Below are 26,522 nucleotides of genomic sequence, written 5' to 3' on the forward strand. Positions count from 1 at the left end.
AAATTAGTACCGTACATATTAGACATATCTGAAATATACGGTACTAATTTTACTATTGATTCACTTATCTAACTTAAAGATAAGTATGTGGTCCTTTTACAATTTGAATTTCTTTTTAAGCTTTTTATATTTTCTGTACGAACGTCTAACAATGTTTAACATAAAATACGGTATTTTAACAGTGAAAGGCAATTTATAAATGAAAGGAAAATAAAAAGTGAAATATGCCTTTTCTAGGTCCCTCCACTTACTATCTTCTTTTGTTTTTAAGAAATCAGATACATCGACTACATATCCCCTTCCTTTTTCCATCATCACATTTTTCCCGTGAACATCACAAGGAGTTAATCCTTGTTCCCTCGCATACTCTAAAGCTTTATTGATATCAAGGATCACCTGCTTAGGAATTTTAATCCCTTTATGAACAGCATCGTATAAGGTAATTTCTTTTAAACGTTTCAATACTATGAAATTTTCTCCTTTATATATAAGCTTTGAATAAGAAGGATGATCTCCAATTCTTCGGTATACTTCTGACTCTTTTTCAATTCCTTCTCCTTCTCGCACGTAAACTTTCACTACCCAATCTTTGTATTCTCTGTGCATGAATACTGCGGCATAATTACCTGTTCCTAAACACTTCCAAAGTCTAGGAATATCTTTAACTACTACAGGCTCGAATTCACCCTCACTTCTTATTCTTACCTCTTTTAATAATTCGTTCTTTATCAATCCCACAAAACTATTTATACTCATCATTCCCACTCCGGTTTTGCTAAAAGGGGGCCCACCCACATTTTAACGAAAATATACACTAAGCGAATTTTAGCATAACATGCCAAATCTATATTACACTATTTTATAATCTAAAACATTGTTTAGAAGTGTAGCAAGGGGTTGTTAATGACTCAATTCTTGTTCCACTACTATTTTTGTTAGCTAACAATTTCATTGTTTTAATAGTCTTTTGTTTAATTCCCACAATGCTGTTTTGTTGCTATCCCATTTCAAAAGCGTTACTGCTTCCTCAAAGCATAACCATTTATAATTGAAGTGTTCTTTAGATAATGATATGTTTTTTGTAGGGACTTTAACTCCAAAAGAAAATTCTTTTATTACATAAACCTCTTCTCCCCAAAGGAATCCTCCAACTACATCTTCTACTGATAGTGAAGACACAGAATCTAATTGTATATATGGACATTCTCTTGTAATACGAGCCTCTTCAAACGCTTCCCGTTTTGCTGATTCAATAGGAATCTCACCGTCTTCTCCACCACCAGCTATTCCTTGCCAATAACCATAATCACTTCGGTTAAAAATGGCATATTGAATAGAATCGGCAGTTTTTATATAAGGAAATATCAATACTTGATATGGCGCTCTCATTACTTAACCTCCTCTCGAAAATAAGTTTTAAATCAATATGAATAAAGAGCCGCCATCACAATTCTACATTATTAATGCAGGTTTATAATGTCGGCCCTCTATTTTTAAATAATTTTATTTTTCATAAACAGACTTACTCTTAACAGAGGAAAAACTGATTATTTCTTGTCGAATTTGTTTAGCATGGTTTTTCCTAAATGTTAGCAGTACCCTATATTATTCAATTGCGCCAGCAACATCATAATCATTTAAATCTAATTCAATCGTTTGTCCGAGCGCTAGTTTAGCAAGTTCCGCTCCTAGATATGGACCAGCTGTTAAACCCGAAGCTCCTAATCCATTCGCAACGAGAATTCCTTCAAAGTTAGGTAGCGGTCCGATAACAGGTAAGAATCCTGGTGTAAATGGTCTGAATCCAACTCTCGTTTCAAGCATTGTAGCATTTTCTAAGCCAGGCGCAACTGTTAATGCCTTATGAAATACTTCATGTAAACCACCTGCTGTTACACGATGATCGAAACCAGTATCATTCTCATGTGTTGCACCAATTACGACATGCCCATTGTCAAACGTTAAAATATATTGATCGTTCGGTGGCATAACAACTGGCATATTTTCTGTCGCTGTATTTTCGATTTGCAGATGAACAATTTGTCCTTTTTGGAATGTAACTAAGAAATTAATTCCTAATGGTTTCAAGATTTCATTCGCCCATGCGCCTGCAGTTACAATAACCTTTTCTGCTAAAATTGTTTCATCGTTTACTGTAACTCCAGTAATATGATTTCCTTCACGGACTAATATGGCATCGCCTTTTATGAAAGTTGCACCATGTTTTTTCGCAGCACTTATTAATGCATTGCGTAATAATCTCCCATTTACTCGTGCAGCACCACTAATATGAACAGAACTATATTCGTCTGATAATGCTGGGAATAATTTTTTTGTTTCTTCAGCTGATAAGCGAGTGATTTCACCAATCTCCGGGGCATCTTCACGTCGTTTATAAGCTCGCTCTTCCATTTGATCTAACTTTTTTTCGTCAGTATGTAAACTAATTGCACCTACACGATTATATCCTGTGTCAGTTTCACCGTCTTCTTCTAATTGCTGAATTAACGAAGAATAGTAACGTGCACCGCCTTTAACGATTTTATACCATGCTTTATTACGACGCTGTGATAGCCATGGACATACAATACCTGCTCCTGCATCAGTTGCTTGCCCTAATTGTTGGCGATCCACGATAGTAACATTCGCACCTGCCTTAGCAAGATGATAAGCAGTAGACGCTCCTAAAATTCCTGATCCAACTACAATATACGATTTCATTTCAAACACCTTTTCTCTTTTGCTAATTATATAAATATAAGAACATTCCTTAGTATAATGGAAGGAATGCTTTTTTCAATGTACTCATCACAATTAATTGTTGCAGCATTGTGACTTCCTTAATCATTATTTTTTCTTCTTACGGAATAATTCAATTGTTTTATAGCCTTGTGAAAGGATTTTTATCATTTTCTCTAGGCGTTTTTCACGTGTTTTTTCTTGTTTCACAGAAAAAAGATTACGTGCCCAATCTTTTTGGTATCCAGGCGTTAAACTTTGATAAAACTTAAGTTCATTCGGATGATTAGCTAATAATGCTTCAACATCTTTAATTCGATCTGCATAATCGGCAACACATTGACTCATAGCAGATGTTTTTGTTGTTTTTTTCTTTTCACGTTTTAAACCAACAACAGTAAAGACTTCATCCATACTTACCATTCGTGCAAATTTAATATCGCTTTCTCCCACATAACCATCTTCTCCAACGTTTAATGCCGGAAACATTTCATCACGGTGAATAAACGTACTATAACGCGCATTACCTTTTTTCGGATATGCGAAGAATACGTAACCTTTTTCAATTAGTAATTCTTCATTACTAATAATAAAATTCGTTTGTTTCACCATTTCATCCAGCGTTTCTACAAATATAAAGATAGCATCGTGTTCTTTTGAGAATGCAGTTTCTTTACCTGTAAAAATGTCATAATCACTTGGTTCGTTAATAACGACCATATTTGTATACTTATTAAGTTTCAATTTATCAATAACTGACATAATAATCTTCCTTTACATTCAAAATTCATTGTACATACTTTTTCGTACTGTTCTAGTGTATTATATGTATTAAGAAAATCAAACTTTAAATCGTATTATTCTGCTGCAAAAGAACATAATTCTTTACTAGATGGGGTGGTTTTATGCCATATGTAATCCGAGATGAAGGGCTAGTTTTATAAGGGGATGATGGAAAAGAACCAATTTTTCATACATATGAAGAAGCTGAGGAAACATTAAAAACATTAACTATACCGCAGTTTCCGAAACATATTAGAAGAAAACCATTTACACCAAAAATAATAAAGATAGCCGCTTCTGAATAAGAACCGGCTATCTTTATTATTCATAACTTAATAGCAAATAAAGTATATAAAAACTCTTTATATTGATCTTCTGTAATTTCACGCTTAGTTTTTTCCCTATGAATAATTTCGGTTAAACTTGTATTCGTTAATGAAATATGGCCAGAGTTCGTCAACTTTACTGCAATTGGTCCTTTATTAAAAATAGACTTCTCATCTTCTATCACTCTTCTTTGAACATCATTTACTACTATCTCATCAATATTATGTTTATAAAAAGCATGACAAACTTTCCATTCTCCAGCAGCATCTATTCTTTCTAAAACATAATTTCCTTTACTCGTATCTTTTCGTCTCACCCGGTACGAACCATTTTTTGAAGAAACAGACTTACCAGTAAAAGGTACAGGAACAAGAGGTACTAGCGAAGCTATACCTACATCAATTAAATACTGTACATTATCATAAGTTAAAATAATTGTTATGTGGCCATTCTCAAGTGCCCATGCATTTATATCGTTTTTATAAACCGTACCTAATGCCAGTTGTACATCATAGCCACAGTCTCTTAAGAAATAGTAAAAAAGAGTATTTAATTCGTAGCAAAGTCCACCACGGGAACTAGTTAAAATTTTCTCTCGTAAGTTTTCCAGAGAGATTTGATTTGTATTTCGTGCTATAACATCTAAATTCTCAAATGGTATAGTATGCGCAAACGAAAAGAGTATGGTAGGTAATTCTTCAAACGTTACATCATTACGTTTTTTAAGATTTAATCTTGTGAAAAGCTGATCTTGTAAACTTGTCATATTTAGCACCCCTTAAAAATTTATAAGTTTAAATAATATATGCTGATTGTAAATTTTAAGGGGCACTGTAACAACGTACATTTCATTTAACTGTACCGGTACAAAAATTACGATTCACATAGGAGGCGTCATTACACATGTTTTTTGTAATCACTTCTTTTTGTGGCAAACCAAAAGCTACGAATATAAATTTAATAGTTTATCTATAGGCAAACTATTACTATCACTTAAATCAACAAAATATTGAAGTTGCCACGTTTGGCTCTTTTTAGCTTGATTACTAACAGTGGTATCCCAAACAGGATAAATTCTCATTGCCATTTTCCCTGTTTGACTTTGTGTTCTCAATATTTTTTCTTTAAGAAGAATCTCTTTAGGAAAAATAAATTGTCCTAGTTTATTATCAGCAATACAAGTAATTACTAATAAATCAGGAGCAGCTTCATAAGAGAAAGCTCTATTTCGCATATTTTCATCTTTCTCCCAAAAAGAAACAAATTGACCAATTTTATTAGGTGTAACTTTTGATTTTCTAAAACGAATGGTTTTGTTATTTAAGTGGAATAAACATCCGGCATATTCTGCGTTTTGCTTTTCTTCTTTTAGATTCGTAATCATTAAGTTGTTAGGTTTGTAAACTATATTATTTAAATCTTGGATTATATTATTAAAATTGTTCAAAAAAACTCCCCCTTTATTCATCTCTTAGTTTACCACAAACATCAGTTCTTCTATATCGTATATAATTATGAACTAAGTGAAATGGGGGAATTTAGCAGAATATAATTATTACTTTAATGTACTTAGTTTTTTAATTGCTTGTTGTTCAGTTGCTAAGTAAAAAATGTCATTCCCTTTATTACATTCATAAATAAAATCCTTTAAGCTTTTACTAGTATACATAGAGAAATCTCCAACAATAGCAATCTTTACCTTGTAGTTTATAAACTTTTGAAGGATATCGCCCGCAAGCCGTGTTTTTAGGTCAAAGAAATCTTCACTTATTAAAGATTTATGGATAATAATATGTTTCGCATCTACCTCATATTGAACTGTTGCCATAGTATCTAATGCAGACTGAACATCCGATATTAATACCTTATCGTTCCTAATGACCGCAATATTGATTCCATCGATTACTACTTTCTTTATTTCCATAGTCCCACCTGTACAGAGATAATAAAGTTGTTTAATTTACAATAAAGTCATTTAAAAAATAATATAGTAGTTTAAAAATCCTTCTTCTACTAACGAGGCAGGTTAGTGGAAGAAATAGCAAGTGGGTTTAACTAGGAGAAGTGTCGATGACATTACAGAAGACACCGAGGTGTCTTCTGTTTTTTTAATTAAGGATATCGATAAATTAAGATTTATTTACTTAACATTGTACTTATTTTCGGACCGAGGCATCTAATCGGTGAGTATATACAAACCAAGTAATGCTTGCTATTAATAATGTTGACGAAATTAAAGCTGTAAGAACACTATATGTTTGCCAAATAAGTATCGTTGACCAATCGAAGGCAAAAAACATTATACACTGGGCAATCGTCGCGATTAGGAAAATAATTGTTACGATTGTTCTCTTTTTTGTCATTGGCTGCTGCTCATTCGTTTTCCTTTTTCTTAATCCTAAGAAAAATAACAGAACGGCTAATAGGCAAAGAATAATTGTGGTAGACGACAAAATGATGTCCAAAAGCTGTGTGCCACTTATCTCATATGACTGAGTTAGATTGCCGTTTAATATATTTTTAACTTGTAGTACCAGGTTTATATTGGTATTTGCGCCGTTGCTCAGTAAGCAGATGGCTGTTCTTTCATTTGGCAGTATGGCTACTTTGGTACTAAAATTTGGATTACCCCCAGTGTGTTCTATAAACGTTTGTTCGGCGTTTACCGACCAACCTGCCGCATAATACATATCATTGACAGCCGAAACAGACATATCACCCCTATGTGATTTTTCGATGGCCCTGTGAAATATTTCGGGTATGTCCTGCACGATACCCATCTGTATGCCCATCCAACGCGCCATATCTTTTGTATTAGAAATGATATAGCCGGCAGGTTTATTCCCGGTATAATACGGAGCGTTAAATGGAGTTGTTATAAAAAAGGAAGAACGGTAACCCTGTGCTAACTGTCCAGTGGCTTGAGCATCTTCTTTATAAACATACGTCTGGTGAAGACCTAAGGGTAGAAATACTTGCTCCTTCATAAAGTCTTCATAGCTTTGTCGTGATACAATCTCAATAACCAAACCCAATACGTCATAATTAACGGTTCCATAGTTATATTGTTCACCAGGAGAGAACGCCAATTCTGCATCTACCAGCGTTTCCACAGTCTTTTGCAACATATCAGGCGTATTACCTTGTGGAATATTTTGAAGATGTCTAATATTTGTTAGGCCGCTGGTATGGTGAAGAAAGTTATTTAGTGTAAGGTTTTGCATATCAACAGGTTTACCTTGATACTTTAACGTAAACCAAGGTAAATATTTTTGGATAGGGTCAGTCATTGATAGCAGCCCTTGCTCTTCCAATAGCAAAATCCCCATACCAGTAAAAGCTTTACTCACCGAGGCCAACTCATAGAGTGTATTTTCACTTGCAGACAGTCCCTTTTCAAGATCTGCATACCCAGAAGAAAAGTAGAACACTTCACCATCAGCAAGTATTGAGAGTGACATTCCAGGCACACCTGACGTACGACAGGCATCATCTAGCAATGCTTGTATTGCCATAGATTTCGAATCTGACAACGCATAACTTTGTGTTGCGAATCCTGAGAATAATATAAATATCGTTAATACAAAAACAATAGTCTTTTTCATACACTCTCCTTTCTGAAGAATTATAAGGGTATAAATAACTTATTTTTATAACTATAAACTAAATTCTGATTTATATTTCTATTTATCTATATAATATCAAATAATTGCGAAGAGTTACACTTAAACTAACGGGGGCGTTAGTTTAATAAGAAGTAAACAACTTTATTATTCATTTTTTAAGCATTACATAAGCAGATGGATATAATTTGAAACAACTTTAAAGAGCCTTGCTGCATATAGAATGTAGTAAGGCTCTTATCTTTTTTAATCAAAATTCAATAACTTTATTATCACTATACACCACCCCTTTATAATTTACACAGTATGAGTAAAATTGTTTTACAAGACTTCGTATTAATCATAGATTAAATTAGCCACAGCTATTAAAATCGTCTCTATTTTTTATTGTAAGTATATATTTTTTATTACTAATACGGTCAATGAAATTAATGATAGTTTCTCTTTTTTTATATTTTTGAATATATATATGAAATTGCCTTTACTTGTTATAAAAATATTGTGGAGTAACATAACTCAACAAACTATTCAAAGTGTTAATCTCGGCATATGGTTGTATTTTGGTAGTATTCTTGATTTTCTGAGGGTTAAACCACACACCTTTTATATTTGCATTTTGAGGACCAGCAATATCCTTTTCTAAGTCATCCCCAACAAATAAAGTATTTTCCGGTTGTAAATTTAACTTATTTAATGCTAGTTCGAATATACGTTTATCAGGTTTACTAAATCCCACTTCTTCAGAAATAATGATTGTTTCAAAATACTTATTTAAATTCGTGTTAAATATTTTAGCTTTTTGCCTCTGAGTTGAGCCATTTGTTATAATTCCAACTTTACAGTGCTTCTTTATTTGATTTAAGAAATGAATAGTATTTTGGTCTATTGAAAAACATCTAGGGAAATTATTATTCCAAAAATCTTGGATGTAATTGCGTGGCAATCTATACCTTGGCGTGAATTCATCAAACAATGATTCTAAAACTGTCGTTTTATTACTTATGCCATATTCTCTTTTATCGTATTCTTTGAATTTCTGTAACATGTTGCTTTTAACCGCACCATCTACATTTTCATAACACTTTTCTAAAACAATTAAAAATAATGCCTCTACTGCTTTATCCCTATCAAGTAATGTATCATCTAAATCAAACAGCATCGCTTTATAACCCATCAAATCATTTCACAACCTTTCTATATTTCCTAGTAATCATCAAAAGTAATCAAAAAAACAATTCATATCAAAGAACTCGTAATAGAACGATATTCTAAGAGTTAAATCAAAAATCCTTCTTCTGTTTGTTAATTGATGTGAAAGTACACGATTTCAACTAAGGTAGTAGGTGAATTTTTCAATTGTAATTTCTAATTTTCAGATTAATCAGAAGGTATTTTGTGATAAGCTGTACTTAAAGATTAAATATAAAGGATGATTCATATGCAAATAAGACCAAAGGTAAGTGAATATAACTCCTATTATGCAACGTATACCAACTTGGTATCAGACGGAAATATCATACATATTCTAGAACAACAAATGAAGGAAACAAATCTTTTATTAAAGGGAATTTCTGATAGTGAGGGACTTTTTCGATATGCTCCTACTAAATGGAGTATAAAAGAAGTAATCGGCCATATTGCAGATACAGAACGTATTATGGCATATCGCTTGTTATCTATTGCTCGAGGCGAGACAGCGGAACTTCCAGGCTATAACGATGATATGTATGTTCTTAAAGCTGCTTTTGATAAGCAATCTATGCAAGATCTTCTTGAGAATTTAATAGTGGTTCGCCAATCTACCCTGTATTTACTTAGAAGCTTAGATAAAGAAGCTTGGTCACAAAGAGGAAATGCGAATAATTCTGAAGTTACAGTTCGTGCATTAGCATACATCATTGCTGGTCATGAGCTTCATCATCTTCAAATTATAAAAGAGCGTTACCTTGGTTCTGATTTATATTCAGCAACTTAATATTTGAAGAAAAAGAGTCCTATTTATGTAGGGCTCTTTTTCAGTATTTATAACGGATTAGCGCTTAGAACCATGGCAATTAAATGCATTTATTTATAAAAATTCACCACATAATATTTATGCTATCTCCTCTTATTCTGTACATAATTTTCTTTAGGCTGATATACTATAAACACAATAGTTCTGGAAAGGTGATGATATTATGTATGAACAACAAAATAATAGAGATAGAGATCAAAAAATGATGTTTTCTATGCAAGGAGTTCCCACAAATAAAATTAATATGCATCAATTACCTAAATGGATTAGAGTTTTTGGCTATTGTGCGTTTGGTTGGATGATAGTATTTAGTTTAATTATGATTGTAGGTTTAATTCTGCAATAACTATACAGAGTAGGTAAACGGGACGATATTTAGGTCATACATCTAGGTAATGTCCCGTTTTTTATGTGTGATTATCCCATGATATAAGTAACCGATTATAATAAAAAGAACCTGTAGAATATCTTACAAGTTCTTTTTCAAATATTATTAAAACGGGAACAACAAACTATTTTAACATTCAGTACAGGGAGACCATTTTGATTATGGTTTGATTTTATGATAAATCAAATTTCACCTGTTCAAGAAAAGCTAGAAAACAAATTCAAAAACGCAGTCGTTGTTGAATATTGGTAAGAAGTTAGTCAATTTAAGGAACTTATAGAAAAAAGAGAGGTTAAGATTGCTTTAATGTATGTAACATAAAAAATATATTTATTATATAATTTCCACACAATAAATATAGAGAACCTATTTGTGAATATCTATATGGGAATTTAAGTTGGTTCCTCATAGAAATTACATCTTTTAATACGAAAAGAAGCAAGTTAACATTCTTTTATATGGATAAGAATATTAACTTGCTTCTTAAATTTTAGTATAAATTATTTATTGTAAGCTTTATAATATAATATGCAAATTTATCACCTGTTTTTATAATTCAAGCACCTACTATTAGGAAAAGAGAATATTTCCTAATTAATTTAAAACATAAATTTTGTCTATGTTTTAAACAATATGTACTTTGGAGGAGGTTAATTTGATTTTTTCAAAACTCATTGATCGGTACGCCTTATATGATTTACACAAAAAAAGAAGTGTAGCGTTTCAGTTTACTTCCCTTTCTAACACTTCATTAAATATAAAGAACATAGAATCTTTTTATAAAGTAAAACCATCACATATTCCTTTTGGCATTAAGCATTCAAAGCAGGAAAATGAATACATGCTTGGACAATTCAACTATAAAAGCTCGATTCAATCAGGTGATTCACGCAACGACTCTGTAACTGGGGAATTATTCTTACATAAAAATGAAGATGCACCCCATGTTATCTTTGTTCACGGTTGGAGAATGGATTCTAACGAACGTGTGAAAAACATATTCCACGATCATATGACCAGCCTGAAGTGGAATATGTATTATTTCACTCTACCCTATCATTTTGAAAGAAAACCCGATCAATCCTTATTCAGTGGAGAGTATATGGTAAGTGCAAATATTGAACGAACAGTACAAGCAACTAAACAAGCGGTAGCTGATTTACGAGCTTTGATTAAATGGATTAAAACAAATAAAAATGGGCCCCTGATTCTAATAGGAATTAGTTTAGGCGGATTTATTACTAACTTAACCTCTCTTGTTGAAGAAGAAATTGATGTGTTAGCATCCATTTTCTATGCAAATCGACTTTCTTATTCTATTTGGAATACAACTCCGGGTAAATTTATTAGAGAAGACTTGGAACATCATGGTGTTACGTATGATGATTTAATAAATTATTGGAAAATCACTGAACCGAGTCAAGCATTGCCAAAAGTAAAAAAAGAAAATATTTTATTAATTTCAGGTAAGCACGATCTATATGTGCATTCTGAGGATACAGACTACTTGTGGGAATCTTGGGAAAGACCTACACGATATATTTATACATGTGGGCATGCCGGGATCGTTCTTAAACGTAAAAAAATTGCAACTGATACTATCAATTTTATTCAAAATCGATTGAACTCCCCGCACTTATTCAACGCCATGCCTTAAAACGCGAGATTACTAAGTACAAAATCTTATACTTATATTGTTATATTTTTTACTAGTCACCTTTGTAAATCTTAGCCCCAAGCCTTACAATATTGAAAATGAAATAAAATAAATTATTTATCCATTAATCTATACCATCCGTATTTACAGTTATGGATACCCTAATTACATATGAAAAAGAGAGAAGAACATTGGTTAGTTCTTCTCTCTTTGTTTATTTTTAAGATAACTATCTATAAAATTTTGCTTTTCATAATTCTTCATGAGTCTAGAAAAGAAATTTTTCTAATGTACATAATTACAACGACATTAAACCTCTTTGCTCTTAAATCCACTACTTGTATTATTGATTGCATGAAACTCCTTCTTGAGAAAGGTTTTAATTTCCGAATATTCTGTTGACTGTTATAACATATCCAATTTACAATTTAATTGTGGTGTTCTTTCACAATTAAACTACTTAGAATACACTTCATTTATTTGAAAACAATTACAAATAGAGGTGCTAAAATGAAAACTAGAGTAAATCCAGAATTATTACAAGGGTTAGAGATGTTTCCGGATCTCGATTTACGCCCAGAAAATTTGCAATCAATCAGAGAAGGAATAGCTCAAATGAGACCACCTACCGTTGTTGATGACTCCCTTTCTTTAATAGATAAAGTCATTGTTGGGCCTGATGATAATCCGTTACCATTACGAATTTATCGTCCAAAATCAAATCATGAATCTTTACCTGTCTTATTATGGATACATGGTGGAGGTTATATCTTAGGGTCTATAGATGATAACGATGATACTTGTATGAGGTTTGCAAAAGAAGCTAGCTGTGTGGTCGTGTCTGTAGACTACCGCTTAGCACCTGAACACCCTTACCCAGCACCAATTGAGGATTGTTATTCAGCTTTAAAATGGATTGCTGATAATGCAAAGTCATTAAACATTGATTCGAATCGAATTGGGGTTGCAGGAGTAAGCGCTGGCGGTGGACTAACAGCAGCATTATCATTATTAGCACGAGATCGAAAATATCCTTCAATTTGTTTACAAATGCCACTATATCCAATGATTGATGACCGAAATAATACACCTTCAGCCAATGAAATTAAAGAAGGATTTGTTTGGAACCAAAGGGCAAATGAAGCTGGCTGGAAAATGTATTTAGGAGAAATGTATGGAATGGATCAAATCCCTGCATATGCAGCGCCTTCTCGAGCTGAGGATTATAGTGACTTACCGTATACTTACACATTTGTAGGTCAATTAGATCCATTCCGAAGCGAAACATTAACCTATGTAAGCAAACTAGCGCAAGCTGGTGTTGATGTCGAGTTTCATTTATATCCAAATGCCTATCACTGGTTTGAAGGGTTAAATCCAAATGCCGATGTATCTATTTATGCTGTGAACGAAATAGTACAAGCAATAAAGACTGGTTTCAAACGAGTATCCAAGGTTGAGGCTTAATCCCATTACAAGAGAATTACTTATAAATAGTATATATGTATTTATCATTTAAATATAATAGCCGATTCTAAATAAGAATCGGCTATTAATATGTAAAATCCGCCTAATATATCAAGGTTGAGAAACAGATATAAGATGTTTAGACGTTGTGTTTATTTCCTCTGCCAATGCTTTTATGTTCATCATGATTTGAAGTATTTCTTCTTTTGTTGTCCTTGGGTTGATAGAGCAAAGTCGAATTACTACTTTTTCTTTTAATTTAGTCGTACTTAGCATAGCAAATCCTCTTTGATTAATTTCTTCCACCAATTTTTTGTTTACTTCATGAATTGTATCTGTAGATGTTAGCTCACATGGAATATAACGAAAAGTAACAATTCCTAATTGGGCAGGTGTTACTACTTCCCAATCTTTTTCTTTCCTTAAAAATTCTTCAACTTGTTCAGCTAGCATAATGCCATGATCAATTGCCTCACGAAAAGCTGTAACTCCGAATGTTTTAAAAGAAAGCCATACCTTTAATGCTCTAAATCTACGAGAAAGTTCAATTCCACGCTCCCCAAAGTTCACTTTTTCTTCTATATTAGTTTCCGTATCCCTAATATACTCTGGGATCATACGAAACGTTTCACTTAAATATTGACTATTTCGAATGAGTACACAACCAACATCATAAGGCTGAAAAAGCCATTTATGCGGATCTAACGTCAAAGAATCAACACGATGAATTCCTCTTAACAACTCTCTTCCTTTTTCGCTGAGAATTGCTGCAGCTCCATAAGCCCCATCCGCGTGTAGCCATATATCTTCATCACCACATACATCAGCCAATTCATCGAGGGAGTCCACCGCTCCGCAATTCGTTGTCCCTGCATTCGCAATAACACAAAATGGTTTTTTTCCTTTTAATCGATCTTCTTTTATTTGCTTTCTTAAAGTACTAACTGAAATTTTTAAATCTTCATCTGTCTCAATTCGACAAATTTGATGCTGTTTAAAACCTAATACTTTAAGCGCTCGATCTACAGAAAAATGAGTTTGGTTAGAAAAATAAACAATCGCATTTTCGATTTCATTATTCAACTTAACCTGTCTCGCTACAGTAAGTGCAGTCAAATTAGCCATGGAACCACCACTGACAAATAGTCCTTCAGCTGAATCAGGGAATCCTAGCATTGATTTTAACCAGTTAATTGTCGTTAATTCAATTTGTTCGGCACCTGCACCTACTATCCAAGCTGTAGGAAATACATTAAACCCACTTGCTAAAAAATCTGCTAATACACCAACATAATTATTAGGACCTGGTACAAAAGCCATAAAATGAGGATGATCCACATGAGTAATTTGATTAAACACATTGTTATTAAGAAAATGAAGTAATTCTTTTGGATTAGATCCGTTTTCCGGAATCGTTTCAATTAGCTTGTCTCTAAAAATATTACTATCAATCGTTTCTGAAACTGGTTTACTTTTTAAATGATTCATATGATCAACAATCAAGTCAACCGCTTGATATCCTAACTGACGCATCTCTTCGGCTGATAACTGCAAGTTTTTTGTCATTTGGTTTACTCCTATTCTATTTAAAAAGGCGAGTTCTTGCTCGCCTTTTCATTTTTTATAATTTGTAATCACCAATTGCTTGTATTGGATTTTGAAGAATCATGTTGATTAATCCATGGATGTGATTTAATATTCCCTGTATTTTCTCTGCTTCATATACGGTTTGATCAAATCCAAACTTTATTGTAAGGTTTTCTTCAGGGAAGCACATAATTCCATACCTTACATGTGGCTCATCAACAACTTCGTAATCCGTGATAGCAAAATGTCTGTTTTCATTTGAAGAAAAGATTGCTGGATTAGTTGGATAGTTTTCAAAAACCCAAAGATGGTCAGTCAACTCTGTTTTTAATTCACTTTGCTTTTGTATATCAACAAATGAATAGTATGCATACTCATTACATTTCAATGTCTCTAGTTGTACCTTTTGTAGGAAATCCACAAAAGATTGCGTTTCTGTCCATGCTAATCGGATAGGCAAAACATTTGTGAACAGACCGAACATATTTTCAATTCCTTCTACTTCGGGAGGTCTGACTGATACTAGATTAGGCAATACGACTTCTTTCGTTCCGTTGAATTTGCCAAGTAATATTCCCCATACAGCTAGTAGTGCTGTATTCATAGTTATATTGTTTTTAGTTACAAATGTCTGTAACTGATTAGTCAAATCCTTGTCTAATGTTAAATCCATAAAAGTGAAGTTTAACCCTTCACTTTTAGATGGGACTTTCTTTTTAGGAATACTAATTTTCTGATTGTATCCTGATAAATAATCTCGCCAAAAATGACGTGCTTTCTCATGATCTTGTGCCAAAGTCCAGTCTATGAATGTTTCAAAGGGTTTTACCATAGGTAACTCCACCATAGTTCCCGCATTTGTAGTTTCGTAGAGCTGGAATAATTCGTCTATCAAAATGCTGACGCTCCAACCATCACATAACAGATGATGGGAACTCCAAATTACCTTATGCTCGTTATTACCTAGTTGGAATATACAGAGACGTGTCATAAGTTCATCATTTTTAAATCCTCGACTTAAATTTTCATTCATCCACTGTTTTAGGAATTCTTGCTGTTCTTGTTTCGTCATCTCAATCAAGTTTTTTATTTCTGAATTTATTTGAACATCATATAGAACAGCTTGCCAAGGTTTTGCTTGTTCATCTTGCACAATTATTGTTCTTAAAGAATCATGACGATTAACCAATTGTTGGAAACACTGAATAAAGAGTTTAATATCCAGCTCCCCCTTAAGAGCCCAAATTGTTTGTTCAAAATATGCATTTGTATCAGGTTCATTCGTAGCATGTTCATAAATAACTTCTTGGAAAGGTGCTAACGGGTAAATATGTTCTATTTTTATATCCGGCATTTTTTCTTGTATTTTGGTAAGCGTTTGTTGATTAAGTTGTTTATCTTTAATATTTAGTAATGCAGCTTTATTATCGTTCATTATGTTTACATCATTTGTTTGTGAACTTGAAAAATGGTCTAGCTCTTTAACAAATTGAACCATGTCCCTTAATATAGGAAATGAAAATAGATTTTTTGGTTCAAGCTCAAATCCTTGTCGATACAGTCTGACGGACACTTGAATCGCTTTTATCGAATCTCCACCTAAGGCGAAGAAATGATCATTTACTCCAACTTGATCTATTTTGAGTACTTCTTGCCAAATACTAGTTAATATTTTTTCCATTTCAGTTTTTGGAGCAATAAATACTTCATTTTTTTGTTTCTCTGGAGTAGGGAGCGCTTTTCTATCTAATTTACCGTTTGGAGTCAAGGGTAATTGGTCCAAATAAACAAAATAAGAAGGAATCATGTAATCTGGCAAGTGATCTCGCAAATGTTTTCGTAGTTCTGTTGTACTAATATTTCGCTCAGTTACCACATATGCAACTAAAAATTTTATTCCGTTCTCATCTGTTTGATCAATTACGACAGCGTGTTCGACTTGTTTATAAGCTAGAAGACAATGAGAGATTTCTTCTAACTCTACTCGATATCCTTGAATTTTCACTTGGTAATCTTGGCGGCCTAAAAATTCAATATATCCCTCAGAATGCATTTTTCCACAATCTCCTGTTTTGTATATAAGACCAAAATCAGGATGTGACACAAACGCTTCATTTGTTTTCTTTTCATCATTTAAATATCCTTTAGCAAGGCCCACTCCCCCGATATATAAATCTCCAATTACACCAACAGGGCACATTTTCTTTTCATAGTTCAACACATAATACGTTTGGTTTGCCAAGGGCATCCCGTATGGAATACTATTCCAATGTGATTTCACTTGTTTGACCGGATAATAAATTGACCAAATCGATGCTTCTGTTGCCCCTCCTAGTGAAACTACTTCTGCAATCGGAAAATGTCGTTTTATTTTTTCTGGTAAAGAAAGCGGAATCCAATCTCCACTATGTAAAACTAAACGTAAAGAAGAATGTTCAAAATGAGAACCTACTTGATCCAATGCCAAATCCATGATTGCAGGCACTGTATTCCAAATTGTAATCCCTCTACGTTCGACAGTGCGGATTAATTCTTGCATGTCTCTTGGATCACGAATCATCACCAACATTGCACCTGTGCTTAAAGCTCCGAAAATATCGTATACAGATAGGTCAAAACACATGGAAGAGATACCAATAATACGATCATCTTCATTTACCTCATATTTTTGATTTATGTCTTGAATAGTATTTGTAACCGCTTGGTGAGTAATAATTACTCCTTTTGGTTTTCCTGTACTTCCTGAAGTGTATATAATATAGGCAATATCTTCTGGACCAGCAATAGCAGGCATATCTTCTGTTGTATAAAATGACAAATCATTTTCTTCATAAAGGCTAGGTTCTAATAAAAGTTTGCATGAGCTATTTTTTAAAATATATGTTTGGCGATCTAAAGGATGATCGGAATCAATCGGAACATAAGCGGCACCTGCTTTTAAAATACCTAACATATTAACAATTGTGTCAACTCGCCTTTTTGCTAAAAGCCCCACTTTATCACCTAGACCAATGCCTTGCTCTTTTAAGAAGTGGGCAATTTGATTGGAGCGTTTATGAAGTTCCGAGTATGTTAACCATTCTTGTTCAAATACCACTGCTACTTCATCCGGTGTACGTTTTACTTGGTCTGTAAATAATTGATACAGAGTTGTTGAAGGTATTTTTTCTGTTGTTTCATTGTATTGCTTAATTAAAGTTTGATCCGATTCTTTCATCTGCAAAGATGTTATATCGCTTTGTTTCACCAATTGTTCCAATAAGTCAACAAATTGGGAAAACATTGCTTCTATTACATCAACATCAAACAGCTCTTCAACATAGTTCCAGCTAATTAATAACTCTCCATTTTTTTCAATTACTACATTATCCAAATATACTTGTGGAGTCCGAGCATGAATATAGCGAAGAGAACCAAGTTGTTCCCAAGAGAAAGCACCTGCACCTGCTAACATCGAGGTGAAAACGATTGGCATAACTGCTTTTGGCGTCATTTGATGATATCGAGTGAAATCTCGAATAAAGTTAACTCCATCGTAATGACGATGTTCAAGGCCGTCTAATAAAGTAGATTGCGTTTCTTTTACTCTAGTAAAGAAATTTTGCTCTGGTTTTACATCAACATCCAGCAAAATAAGCGATGTGAAATCTCCAACAATCTTTTCTACTTCATCATGAACAGGATAACGGTTAAATACAGTCAAATTAATTGCTAATCGACGTTGATTACTCCAATATGCCAACACATCACCATATATTGTACAAAGTAGAGCGGAAGGGGTTACCTCTTTCTCTTGTGCTAACTTTCGTAGCTTTGTCCATTTTTCATTGTCCAGGATTTTTGTAAGTGATTGGAATTTAGGAGTAGCAATCTCTGCTGGATCCTTTTTTAACAGCAAAGAAGGTGCAAATGGAAAGTCAGGAAGCTTACTTGTCCAATAATCTTTTGCTGTTTTATATTCTTCGCTTTGTTCCATCTCATCATAGATAAACATATAATCTTGAAAATCAAAAGATAAAGATTCTAATTTTTGATTTGGTTTATAATAATAATGCAACAAATCCTGTCCAACAATGTTCATGCTTGCTCCGTCCATTAATAAAGCATCGTATCGAAAACATAATAAATACGTGTCTTCTTTTAAAAGAAAAGCTTTCAATTCAAACAAAGGCCATTGCCCCAAAGGGAATACATGGTTAGTCATTCGAGAACGCTCTTCTTGTAAGCGAGCATTTTGATTCCTATCATCTAAATCTATGAGACTCACTATTTCAATCTCGTAATCAGGAACGCTTTGTAATATTTGTTGTTTTCCCTCTGGTAAAATTACAGCTCGCAACATTGGATGACGATGGATTACCTTTTGAAAACTTTTTGAAAGACGATTGATATCCAATGCTGTTTCATATTCAAAATATGTTTGAGGTGAAATACCACTTAATTCAAACTGTGAATTCCTTCCTAACATATACGCTGTCTGAACTTCTGTTAAGGAAAATGGATTAGACAAATCTTTAACATGAGTTGGTCTACTTTCAAAGTTTTCCTCTTTATGCTCTAACTTTACACAAGAACTCAGTTGAGCGATTGTAGGGTGCTTAAAAAAATCTGTTGTACTTATTTTTAAGCAGTCTTTTCTTAATAAATTAATTACCTGAAGTGCTTTAATGGATTCTCCTTTTAATGCAAAAAAATTATCATGAATACCGATTCCCTCAATCTCCATAACTTTTTCCCACGCACACACTAATTTTTGTTCAATTTCATTGCGTGGGGCAACGTATGGAATTGATATATAATCCGTTTGTGTTATATCCAATAACCTTTTTCTATCCACTTTTCCATTTGGATTCAATGGAATCTCTTCTACCTGAATCATTTTTTCAGGAATCATAAACTCAGGTAGTTTATCACTTAAATATTTTCTGATTTCACCAAAAGACACCTTGTTATCCGATACATAGTAGGCAGCTAATAATTTCCTATTTCCATACACTTGATCAACAACGATAGCCTGATTTATTTCTGGATATTCCCTTAATTGAGTTTCGATTTCTCTTAATTCAATCCGATACCCCCGAATTTTCACTTGATGATCCATTCGACCTAAATATTCAAGTTCTCCATTAGGCAACCAACGAACGAGATCACCTGTATGATACATCATTTCCCCTGCCGCAAAAGGACTCGGTACAAACTTTTCATCTGTCAGTTTACTTTTACCAAGATACCCTCGTGCTACCGCTACGCCAGCAATGCAGAGTTCACCAGGAATTCCAAATGGTTTTAATTGGCCATACTTATTCAATATATAGGAATGATAATTCGGGTTAGGTTTGCCAATCGTAACTTCTTTGGAAGTGCTCAAGTCTTTTACTGTTGCGCAAATGGTTGTTTCTGTGGGACCATAAATATTTAAAATTGTTGCTTCACTGATACAACGAATTTTTTCAACCAAATCAATGGAAAATGCTTCTCCTGCTAATAAAATAGATTTTAAATCTTTTAGAAAATTTGCCCCTTCTGGATCACTCAAAATCACTTCCATTCGCGATGGCGTTGATTCCCATAAATCCACCTTATGTTTTTTGACTAAATGAGCCAATTCTTTTGTTGCAAACTGGTCCTCCGTAGCAATTACTACTTTTGAACCTTGCGTTAAAGGAAGACATATTTCTAACAAGGAAATATCAAAAGATACACTAGCAAGAAACAAGAATGATTGATTAGCTTTTACTTTTTCTCTCATTACATTTAAAAAATGAACTAGCGATTTTTGTTCGATCATTACCCCTTTTGGATTTCCTGTCGATCCTGATGTGTAAATAACATAAGCCAAATCATTAGGATTATGTTCTCGTACTAAATTACTTTCTTCACCTTGGAAAAGATATTCTTTATCAAGATACAGTACTTCACCCGCAAATTGCGGCAATACTTCCTCTTTTCGCTTACTAAGTAAATATTTTGCTTGACTATCTTGTAACATATATTCAATTCGTTCAGTTGGGTAGTTAGGGTCGATTGGTAAATACGCTGCTCCTGCTTTTAAAATCCCCATCATACCAATAATCATTTCTAATGACCGATCTACCATAACGCCAATAATACTTTCTTTTGAAACACCTTTACTTTGAAGAATAGAAGCCAATTGATTCGCTTTCTTATTCAATTCTCTATATGTCAAAGATTGATCATTACAAACAACAGCAATTTGATCTGGAGTTTTTAATACTTGCGCTTCAAACAAATCTTGAAATGATTGAAACAAGTCTATGCCCGTTTGAAAAGTATTCAATCCTTCTAGCAACTCTTTTTCTTCTTCTGCAATAATACAAATATCTTTCAATGCCAAATTCGGGTTTTGTGAAACTTGCTTTAAAACATAACAATACGAATTGGCAAACTGTTGCAAAGAAGAGAATGAACGGGACTTGCAAGAAATTTGAAATTCAAATTCATTATGTATTTCATTCCATTTTCTTCGTATCCATAGGACTAAATTATTCTCTGCGTATTCTTCTAGCGAATTTTCATTATGTAATCCTTCCATCCCGATTACAATTTGAAAAGGAGTTAAATTGTGTTTAACTAATAATTCAGAGAGCGGATACTCCTGATTTTCATACCCGAATAAAGTCGTTTGTTCAATCTCATTTACTAATTGTTTAAAGGTGTGATGCGGATGAATTTCACTTCCTAAAGGAATCAACTTATTAAGATTCTCACTTTGTTCAAGATTCTTTTCAATTATAGGAATACTAATAGTAATTCTTTCTTGATCTGTATAATGTGCCAAACAAACCCTTAAAGCGGCTTGAAACCAGCTAAATAATAATAAATCTTGAGACTTACATATTTTTTGTATATTTTTACTAAACTCTACATTCACTATGACTTGAACGAACTCACAAGGTGTTTCTTTATTTAGTTGGTTATCGCTATTAAATACAGAAAAATCGAGAACCTCGGAAGATAATTGCTCCTTCCAAAACGCTTCTACTTCTTGATTTTCATGAATTGAACTTCGATCTTTAATGTGCATTTTTATCTTTATCCCCCTAATATTCATTTCTTCTACTCGTTAATTTTCAAGCCAACTTCAAGCCCATGGAGAAACACTTGATGGTTATCCAAACATAAAAATTGCTGAATCTCTTCAAATTTCATATGACCAACTGAACAAACCCCTAAATTTAATGTCTCAGCAACCATATTTAAGGTAGCAGTGATAATGCCTGACTCGATACAAGCAAATAAATATCCATCTGAACCGTATTTCGGGATGGAAGCGTTCGCATTATAAACCAAATAAACTGAGAATGCAGATTGAGTAAATAAATCCTGATTAATTAACTCATGATCACTTTTGATCACTTGATCAATGTTGTTTACAATCACAAGACTATTTTTTGATGGGTTATAATAATAAAATCCAGCTTTCATACCCTCTATACGTTTTGGTTTTATATAAACAAAGATATCAATGGGATAGAGCCCGCCTGCACTTGCGTAATGATAGTATATTTTTTCTTCCCTAACCTGTCTTAGAGTTGATAAGAATTGGGAAAATTCCGAAAAACTAATGTATTTTTCCATTTCAAATTGACGACAAGACCTACGTTCCTTGATTATAGTGGGTAGCTCATCTGTTGTTTCAAGTTGAATTTCGGTTGACCGTGCAGCAACGTGCGTGCGATTTAATTGTTCACTCATATACTTATCTAACTCTTCTTTAGAAAAGCGAATCTGGTTGCTATATGGATTTGGAAAAATCTTTTCTTGTGAAGAAAATACTTCTCTTGGGTGTAATATGTTACTTACTAACACACGATTTTTTATCATGAGCTCTATGTTTTTTTGTGTCTCTTCTACATTTCCTAACGAAAAGCGCTCTACTAGTTCACTAATTTTCACACCTTTTTGAGCCATAAAATAAAAATCAGGAAACCACTCAGACAGAATACCTGTAAATCTCATTTCCCCTATCAAAACTTCATTATGCAACTTCTCCCAATGCTTAATCGGAGACCAGTAATAAATTTTCTCGCTCATATAACCCTCCATAAACGTTTAACTTATTTTTGAAATGCAATTTTCTAATTTACAAAATTTTTTTAGATTCTGCTCCTTGTCTCATAGTGATTATAAATACATGCACTTTAACGAAACTTGAAAATAATGAAATAACTTTTTCTTCATTAAAATTTTTTATTTCATCATAAAAAATGATTTTTTTTTTGATATTTCACATCCTTTCCCATAGTAATCCTATAAGGTATAAACCATTTATAACATTGAGAATATTCATGTATTTTCAATGTGAAATTATTGTAATAGATTGGAGAGCGGTTGAATATAGTTATTAAATCAAATAATGTTGAGAAAGTTTTATTTATTATATCGATAAAATTTTATGATGCAATTTATTACAAATAGATTAAGAAAAGAGTTTTAAATTTTTCTTAATCAGTTAGTGTGAAAATATCACATACTATTACATACAATCGAGTTACTTACATTTCATATTCAAAATAGAGAAAAGACACCTTGAATGGTGTCTTTTCTCTATTTTAATTCCATATACTTTTTACGCTTTTGTTATTTTTAAAAGATTTGTAGGAATTAATACAACTCGAACATCTAGTTCGTTATATGTTCGAATATTTAATAAAAATTATATGAATTACGAATGTATTTCATATAATTTTATAAATAAACTCAAAGATATCTTCTCTTCCTACTGTCACAAAAGAAATAATCTATTGCTTATTTTTTTTATTAAATTGTAATATAATTACAGTATGTGAAATTATATTACATTAACTTTAAAAACGAAGTGAGAATAATCTTCACTTCGCTTTTTTCATTTGCAATCCTTATTAACTTTGCTCAATTCAGTATTTATTTCCACACTCTTCGCTTTTATTTAATCGGTTTTTCTGATTTTAAAACAATGGAACTTAATGCAGGAACTTTAATTTTATTGTCATGGACAACATAAAGTGGTTTACTTCCCGCCTGCTTGCCATCTACTAGTACTTTCCAAGGCCCTTTCGATGGAAGTGTTATTTCAACAGCTTCTCTATTTGCATTGTGAGCCACTGTAAAGTATTCATGTTTATTCCCCTCTATTATATAAGCTACAGTATTTTTTGGAGCATCAATAAATGATACGTGTTTTTTTATTTGCTCTGCAGATGTCATTCGAAAAGCTGAGTACTTTTTGCGTAATTCTATTAAACCCTTCATATAATCTACTTCATTATTAAACGTTGCACGGCGCAGCCAATCCATCTGGTTAATTGAGTCTGGAGATTTGTAACTATTATGATCACCGTATTTCGTCCGCATAAACTCTTGCCCTGCATGTAAAAATGGAATTCCTTGTGATGTTAATAAAATCGAAGAAGACAATTTGTGCATTTGTGTTCGCACTTCATCGCTGTCACCTGGATTAGTTAACTCAAGTTTATCCCATAATGTATGATTGTCATGTGCTTCCACATAAGTTAGCACCTGCTCTGGATCTTGATAGGTAGACGAATTTGTATCGTATTCAATACCTGCCGTAATACCTTTTTTAATACGATCTTCCATGTTTTCCTTTCCATTTATAAAACCATTTTCTTTCTCCTCAAATACACTACCTTTTAACCCATCACGTATATTATCGTTAAAATGAGCAATCCCTTTCATTTTCTCTGCGTTTTTTTGATTTGCTTTTAGCTCAGCTGCAAGAGGTGTATTTAAATCCCATCCTTCTCCGTGTAGTATAATAGAAGGGTCAATTTGATTAACAGCTTTACGTATTTCATTCATCGTTTCATAATCATGAATACCCATTAAATCAAAACGGAATCCATCTAAATTGTATTCTTTTGCCCAATATGTGACGGAATCTATCATAAATTTCCTCATCATTTTTCTTTCTGAAGCAGTATCATTTCCTACTCCAGTTCCATTTGCAAATGTTCCATCTTCATTGTAACGATAATAATAACCTGGAACTAACTTATGGAAATTAGATTCAGCAGCGTTATACATATGGTTATATACTACATCCATCACCACTCGAAGATTATTATCATGTAGTGTTTGAACCATTTGCTTTAATTCAGTTATTCGCACAGTCGGCTCATAAGGATTTGTAGAATAGGAGCCTTCTGGAACGTTGAAATTTTTAGGATCATATCCCCAGTTATATTGCGGTTCATTTAAAGTCTCTTCATTTACAGAAGCATAATCAAATATCGGTAAAAACTGAACGTGAGTAACACCGAGATCCTTTATATAATCAAGTCCTGTTTTTACACCTTCTGGCCCTTTTGTTCCTTTTTCTGTTACACCTAAATACTTCCCTTTCTGTTTAATACCACTTTCAGGTTGAATGGAAAGATCGCGTACATGTAACTCATAAATAATAGCATCTTCCGGATTTTTAAATTTTGGCTTTTTGTTTGCTTTCCATTTTTTCGGATTTGTTTCTTCTAAATTAACGACTGCACCTTTATCCCCATTTACAGAAGCAGCACGCACATATGGATCAACCGCTTCAGTCCACTTATCACCAATTTTGACCTTATACGTATAAAAGAGCCCTTTTTGGTTCCCCTTTAGTTCTGCTGTCCAAGTTCCCTTTTCATCTTGTTGCATGTTTATTTCAGCACCTATTTTATCGCTCCATTTTTTATATGTAACTAACTTCGCTTCGCTTGCAGTAGGAGCCCATAAACGGAACTTTGTATGTTGCGGAGTATATGTATTTCCTAAATCGTTACCACCATAATAAAATAAATTATCAAATTCTTCGCTACGAATGACTTTACCAATTTCAGTATTCGTATCAGCTAAGTTTTCTATTTTAACTTTGTATGTTTGTTTTAAATCAATTTTCTGTTCCGTAATTATTTTGACCTTATTAGTAATATCGCCACTGTTTATATCATAAGGAGTAATATTCTTAATTTTAATGCCTTCAATTTCAATTTTCTTTTCCTTAATATGAAACGGGACATTAGTCGTTACAGTAATTTCATGGAAACTATCAATAGTTGCTTTTTGAATTGAGAGATCCGATGAAGGCTTAGAGTTATATACTTTTTCATCACCCGAAAGGATCCATACTTCAGCACGACCGTCCTTTATATTTTCAATCCAACGATCCCCACCATCTTTTTCCCATTCATTTGTTCGAACTATAAATCCTACACGATTATAGTCACCGTCTATTTTTATCTTAGCGTATTTTCCAAATTCATCTTCACCAGTAAATTCATAAGATGTACCATTTGCATTTTCTCCCCATAACCAAAGATTCCAGTCTTTTGTATTTCCAAGCTTTTCTTTGTAATGAATGATAATTTCAGTTGTTTTCGAATTTGAAACTGCCTTCACACTCTGAAAGGAGAAAACAGATGATAACATAACGATTAAAGTAAGTAATAAAACTGTTTTGTTAATTAATCTTTTTATAATTTGCATCACATACACCCTTTCTTCAAATATTACTAACGATTTATTATGCTTACACTGAATAACACTGCTTAAATTAATCTAGAAATCTCTTTTACTTCACCTCCATATCGGCTATTTTCACGTATGTATTTCAATGACCTTTTAATACGAAAACGTTTGCATTAGTACTTAAAAAAATAGATTTGTTTATGCCTTCATATATTTGTAAATACTAAAAGATCAGGGAAAACATTTTAAAGCAATCGTTTGTTATCGCTTTCATTTTATAGACTTTCTATCAAGAGGTCAATATATTATTAATTTTCTGTTTTTATATATTTTAAACCTTATTTATTTGTCACAACTTCTTACAGGTAAAGTGCCTCATTATTGCTTAGTCAGTTTATTTTCAATAATACATTGCTACGTAAAAAACAGCTAATATCCTTAAAATGACATTAGCTGTTTTTCATAATGTAT

The 26,522-nt window shown here is 32.9% G+C and carries 17 protein-coding genes and 1 pseudogene; 5 read left to right on the plus strand and 13 right to left on the minus strand.

Annotated elements, in window-relative coordinates; translation table 11 throughout:
• Positions 1–96: 96 nt before the first annotated feature.
• The 4 genes from ACTFO4_RS14890 to ACTFO4_RS14905 form a co-directional block, all read right to left on the minus strand.
• On the minus strand, positions 97–756 hold the full coding sequence (locus ACTFO4_RS14890; protein WP_142391017.1) for a serine/threonine protein kinase: 660 nt from the start codon (positions 754–756) through the stop codon (positions 97–99).
• 192 nt (positions 757–948) lie between these two features.
• Positions 949–1,389, minus strand: coding sequence for an NUDIX hydrolase (locus ACTFO4_RS14895; RefSeq protein ID WP_416810086.1), 441 nt, complete (start codon positions 1,387–1,389; stop codon positions 949–951).
• Positions 1,390–1,605: 216 nt separating this feature from the next.
• The gene (locus ACTFO4_RS14900; RefSeq protein ID WP_000844381.1) at positions 1,606–2,721 is read right to left on the minus strand and encodes an NAD(P)/FAD-dependent oxidoreductase; all 1,116 of its coding nucleotides are present in this window, start codon (positions 2,719–2,721) and stop codon (positions 1,606–1,608) included.
• A gap of 126 nt (positions 2,722–2,847) precedes the next feature.
• Positions 2,848–3,501 (minus strand): YdeI/OmpD-associated family protein, encoded by a 654-nt coding sequence (locus tag ACTFO4_RS14905; RefSeq protein WP_000110845.1) that lies wholly within the window; start codon positions 3,499–3,501, stop codon positions 2,848–2,850.
• A 143-nt stretch (positions 3,502–3,644) separates the two neighbouring features.
• Between ACTFO4_RS14905 and ACTFO4_RS14910 the strand changes: the two are divergent.
• Positions 3,645–3,827, plus strand: a pseudogene (locus tag ACTFO4_RS14910) (hypothetical protein).
• A 20-nt stretch (positions 3,828–3,847) separates the two neighbouring features.
• Here the strand turns inward: ACTFO4_RS14910 and ACTFO4_RS14915 are convergent.
• From ACTFO4_RS14915 to ACTFO4_RS14935, 5 genes are all read right to left on the minus strand, one after another.
• Positions 3,848–4,615 (minus strand): arylamine N-acetyltransferase family protein, encoded by a 768-nt coding sequence (locus ACTFO4_RS14915; RefSeq protein WP_440013847.1) that lies wholly within the window; start codon positions 4,613–4,615, stop codon positions 3,848–3,850.
• 177 nt (positions 4,616–4,792) lie between these two features.
• Positions 4,793–5,317 (minus strand): MepB family protein, encoded by a 525-nt coding sequence (locus tag ACTFO4_RS14920; RefSeq protein WP_332283017.1) that lies wholly within the window; start codon positions 5,315–5,317, stop codon positions 4,793–4,795.
• Between the two features lie 87 nt (positions 5,318–5,404).
• Complete coding sequence (locus ACTFO4_RS14925; protein WP_061457311.1) at positions 5,405–5,773, minus strand: DUF4180 domain-containing protein; 369 nt, start codon at positions 5,771–5,773, stop codon at positions 5,405–5,407.
• Between the two features lie 232 nt (positions 5,774–6,005).
• Complete coding sequence (locus ACTFO4_RS14930) at positions 6,006–7,454, minus strand: serine hydrolase domain-containing protein (RefSeq protein WP_000751385.1); 1,449 nt, start codon at positions 7,452–7,454, stop codon at positions 6,006–6,008.
• Positions 7,455–7,953: 499 nt separating this feature from the next.
• Positions 7,954–8,646: an HAD-IA family hydrolase gene (locus tag ACTFO4_RS14935; protein WP_061457312.1), complete on the minus strand. Its 693-nt coding sequence runs from the start codon at positions 8,644–8,646 to the stop codon at positions 7,954–7,956.
• Between the two features lie 264 nt (positions 8,647–8,910).
• On the opposite strand from ACTFO4_RS14935, the gene ACTFO4_RS14940 reads away from it, so the two are divergent.
• The 4 genes from ACTFO4_RS14940 to ACTFO4_RS14955 all read left to right on the plus strand — a co-directional run bounded on the left by ACTFO4_RS14940 (position 8,911) and on the right by ACTFO4_RS14955 (position 12,998).
• Complete coding sequence (locus tag ACTFO4_RS14940) at positions 8,911–9,447, plus strand: DinB family protein (RefSeq protein WP_001167126.1); 537 nt, start codon at positions 8,911–8,913, stop codon at positions 9,445–9,447.
• A gap of 202 nt (positions 9,448–9,649) precedes the next feature.
• Positions 9,650–9,832 carry a hypothetical protein gene (locus tag ACTFO4_RS14945; RefSeq protein ID WP_000273235.1) on the plus strand — a complete coding sequence of 61 codons (183 nt, stop codon included), beginning with the start codon at positions 9,650–9,652 and terminating at the stop codon, positions 9,830–9,832.
• Positions 9,833–10,529: 697 nt separating this feature from the next.
• Positions 10,530–11,531, plus strand: coding sequence for an alpha/beta hydrolase (locus tag ACTFO4_RS14950; protein WP_061457313.1), 1,002 nt, complete (start codon positions 10,530–10,532; stop codon positions 11,529–11,531).
• A gap of 510 nt (positions 11,532–12,041) precedes the next feature.
• Positions 12,042–12,998, plus strand: coding sequence for an alpha/beta hydrolase (locus ACTFO4_RS14955; protein ID WP_000857933.1), 957 nt, complete (start codon positions 12,042–12,044; stop codon positions 12,996–12,998).
• Between the two features lie 111 nt (positions 12,999–13,109).
• Here ACTFO4_RS14955 and ACTFO4_RS14960 read toward each other — a convergent pair whose 3' ends face one another.
• From ACTFO4_RS14960 to pulA, 4 genes are all read right to left on the minus strand, one after another.
• On the minus strand, positions 13,110–14,564 hold the full coding sequence (locus ACTFO4_RS14960) for a pyridoxal phosphate-dependent decarboxylase family protein (RefSeq protein WP_061457314.1): 1,455 nt from the start codon (positions 14,562–14,564) through the stop codon (positions 13,110–13,112).
• 55 nt (positions 14,565–14,619) lie between these two features.
• The gene (locus ACTFO4_RS14965) at positions 14,620–21,630 is read right to left on the minus strand and encodes an amino acid adenylation domain-containing protein (RefSeq protein ID WP_440013849.1); all 7,011 of its coding nucleotides are present in this window, start codon (positions 21,628–21,630) and stop codon (positions 14,620–14,622) included.
• Between the two features lie 32 nt (positions 21,631–21,662).
• Positions 21,663–22,640: a SagB/ThcOx family dehydrogenase gene (locus tag ACTFO4_RS14970; RefSeq protein ID WP_001290959.1), complete on the minus strand. Its 978-nt coding sequence runs from the start codon at positions 22,638–22,640 to the stop codon at positions 21,663–21,665.
• Between the two features lie 870 nt (positions 22,641–23,510).
• A complete protein-coding gene (gene pulA / locus ACTFO4_RS14975) occupies positions 23,511–26,069 on the minus strand; it encodes a type I pullulanase (RefSeq protein ID WP_061457317.1) in 2,559 nt (852 codons plus the stop codon).
• Positions 26,070–26,522: the final 453 nt, after the last annotated feature.

Origin of the sequence: Bacillus cereus group sp. MYBKT14-1 (assembly GCF_051915185.1) — a bacterium.
GTDB classification, from domain to species: Bacteria; Bacillota; Bacilli; order Bacillales; family Bacillaceae_G; genus Bacillus_A; species Bacillus_A cereus.

What these genes read in the sequence shown, in the direction of transcription:
- ACTFO4_RS14890 (WP_142391017.1), bottom strand. Translation starts at nt 756, where the DNA reads ATGAGTATAAATAGTTTTGTGGGATTGATAAAGAACGAATTATTAAAA.
- ACTFO4_RS14895 (WP_416810086.1), bottom strand. Translation starts at nt 1,389, where the DNA reads ATGAGAGCGCCATATCAAGTATTGATATTTCCTTATATAAAAACTGCC.
- ACTFO4_RS14900 (WP_000844381.1), bottom strand. Translation starts at nt 2,721, where the DNA reads ATGAAATCGTATATTGTAGTTGGATCAGGAATTTTAGGAGCGTCTACT.
- ACTFO4_RS14905 (WP_000110845.1), bottom strand. Translation starts at nt 3,501, where the DNA reads ATGTCAGTTATTGATAAATTGAAACTTAATAAGTATACAAATATGGTC.
- ACTFO4_RS14915 (WP_440013847.1), bottom strand. Translation starts at nt 4,615, where the DNA reads ATGACAAGTTTACAAGATCAGCTTTTCACAAGATTAAATCTTAAAAAA.
- ACTFO4_RS14920 (WP_332283017.1), bottom strand. Translation starts at nt 5,317, where the DNA reads ATGAATAAAGGGGGAGTTTTTTTGAACAATTTTAATAATATAATCCAA.
- ACTFO4_RS14925 (WP_061457311.1), bottom strand. Translation starts at nt 5,773, where the DNA reads ATGGAAATAAAGAAAGTAGTAATCGATGGAATCAATATTGCGGTCATT.
- ACTFO4_RS14930 (WP_000751385.1), bottom strand. Translation starts at nt 7,454, where the DNA reads ATGAAAAAGACTATTGTTTTTGTATTAACGATATTTATATTATTCTCA.
- ACTFO4_RS14935 (WP_061457312.1), bottom strand. Translation starts at nt 8,646, where the DNA reads ATGGGTTATAAAGCGATGCTGTTTGATTTAGATGATACATTACTTGAT.
- ACTFO4_RS14940 (WP_001167126.1), top strand. Translation starts at nt 8,911, where the DNA reads ATGCAAATAAGACCAAAGGTAAGTGAATATAACTCCTATTATGCAACG.
- ACTFO4_RS14945 (WP_000273235.1), top strand. Translation starts at nt 9,650, where the DNA reads ATGTATGAACAACAAAATAATAGAGATAGAGATCAAAAAATGATGTTT.
- ACTFO4_RS14955 (WP_000857933.1), top strand. Translation starts at nt 12,042, where the DNA reads ATGAAAACTAGAGTAAATCCAGAATTATTACAAGGGTTAGAGATGTTT.
- ACTFO4_RS14960 (WP_061457314.1), bottom strand. Translation starts at nt 14,564, where the DNA reads ATGACAAAAAACTTGCAGTTATCAGCCGAAGAGATGCGTCAGTTAGGA.
- ACTFO4_RS14965 (WP_440013849.1), bottom strand. Translation starts at nt 21,630, where the DNA reads ATGCACATTAAAGATCGAAGTTCAATTCATGAAAATCAAGAAGTAGAA.
- ACTFO4_RS14970 (WP_001290959.1), bottom strand. Translation starts at nt 22,640, where the DNA reads ATGAGCGAGAAAATTTATTACTGGTCTCCGATTAAGCATTGGGAGAAG.
- pulA (WP_061457317.1), bottom strand. Translation starts at nt 26,069, where the DNA reads ATGCAAATTATAAAAAGATTAATTAACAAAACAGTTTTATTACTTACT.